Annotated in this window: 2 protein-coding genes; both read left to right on the top strand. The window is 61.1% G+C overall.

Going from position 1 to position 1533, the window contains the following annotated elements:
- Positions 1-1184: Ulp1 family isopeptidase (locus BSG20_RS38330; protein ID WP_244551857.1), on the top strand; the 1184-nt coding region annotated here is incomplete at its 5' end.
- A 162-nt stretch (positions 1185-1346) separates the two neighbouring features.
- Complete coding sequence (locus tag BSG20_RS36955; RefSeq protein ID WP_177309940.1) at positions 1347-1487, top strand: hypothetical protein; 141 nt, start codon at positions 1347-1349, stop codon at positions 1485-1487.
- The last annotated feature ends 46 nt before the right edge of the window (positions 1488-1533 follow it).

Raw genomic sequence — 1533 nt, 5'->3', positions numbered from 1 at the left:
GAATGGCCAACGATGCAGCGCTTGGCGGCATGCAGGGCGAGCATTCGGCGTCGGCGCTGAGTCCGTCAGAACCAAGGTTCGACTTCCCCGAATTTCCTTTCCTCTCCTCTTCTCCTCTCTTCCTCTTCTCTCCTCCTTCCTCTCTCTCTTCCTCCCCTCCCTCCTCTTCTCCTCTCTTCCTCTTCTCTCCTCCCCAGGGGGGGGAGGGGGAGAGGAAGGGAGAAGAAAAAGAAAGGGAGAAGAGGAAGAGAGGAGAGGGGAAGGAGAGGGAAGGAGAAGAAGAGGAGGGAAGAAGGGAAGAGAAGAAAGGGAGAAGAGGAAGGAAAGGGAGAAGAGGAAGGAAAGGAGAGGAGGAAAGGAGAGAGAGAGAAGAAGGACTCCTCTCTCCCTCTCTCTCCTCCTCTCAACTCCCCGAGGACGAGCTGGCAGGAATCGATGCAACAATGGATGCGCTGACCAGATCTCGCTCCAATGCTGCACCCAATTTGCATGGGACCAGATTGAATTCAGCCACCCACACGGTTTTTGATGCTGAACATATAGGTGACAACCTGCTAGTCGGGAGCGCGCCAATCCCTCTCTGGCTCGAAGACGAGCACATCGCGGCCGATTTCGCACTGCTTGGCGAGGCGCTGCACAGGGCCAGTCCCGACATCGCCGCCCGGACCCGGCTGGTGATGCCGGTGGTGGCCCATTTCTTGCGAGTGGCTCTGGAACCGGCCGAGGCGGCCGCCGATTACCACGACATCATCGAGGGCGGCACGGCCAGCTTCGTGTTCCTTCCGATCAGCAATGCCGTGGATGACGGTGGGGGAACCCACTGGTCGCTGCTATTTGTCGATCTACGCGGGCACCAGCCGGTCGCCTATCATTACGACTCCGCGGGCACCCTGAACAGCGCCCACGCCAAAGGGCTGGCAGCACGTCTGGGCGCCCGCTTGGATCGAGTGCGGATGGCCCAGCAGGACAACGGCTACGATTGCGGGGTATTTGTCGTGGACGCCACCAGGGCGCTGGCCGCGCGATTGGCTGAAGGAGAACGGCCCGGGAGCCAGCCGCTGCACCTCGACACCCTCGTCGCCGACCGGCAGGCTTTACTGGACCGCCTCACGGCCCCCAGTAACGCACGAGTGGAACTGGCGTCTTCCTCGAGAAGCAGAGAACGCTCATACGGGGGGCGATAAGCTTCAGGGTGTGCTGCATTAATAGGCCCAACGAACGGGTAGCCCGAAAACCGCTACGAAAAATGTATTGCGCCTCGGCGTTGCCGCCGGCAACCGTAGACGGCCACGCCGGCCATTGATCGTGAGACCGGTCATTACAAGGCCGGGCGGCTGTCCGAGATCATGTCGCTGCAGCGTGGCGGTCAGATCATGGGCGCTGCCAGCACCCTGGCGGCGCGCTTCATGGCGCAACCCGACCAATTACGCGAGGCGATGGCGCGCAACATGGGGTCGGTTCCGGCTGGGGGCGGAATGACACTCTAATACCAACGAGCGCTAATCAAAACCGGTGCGCCCAATCACGCATTCC

The organism is Rhizobium tibeticum, assembly GCF_900110205.1.
GTDB classification, from domain to species: Bacteria; Pseudomonadota; Alphaproteobacteria; order Rhizobiales; family Rhizobiaceae; genus Rhizobium; species Rhizobium tibeticum.
This window is presented reverse-complemented; position numbering and strand designations above follow the sequence as displayed.

What these genes read in the sequence shown, in the direction of transcription:
- BSG20_RS36955 (WP_177309940.1), top strand. Translation starts at nt 1,347, where the DNA reads ATGTCGCTGCAGCGTGGCGGTCAGATCATGGGCGCTGCCAGCACCCTG.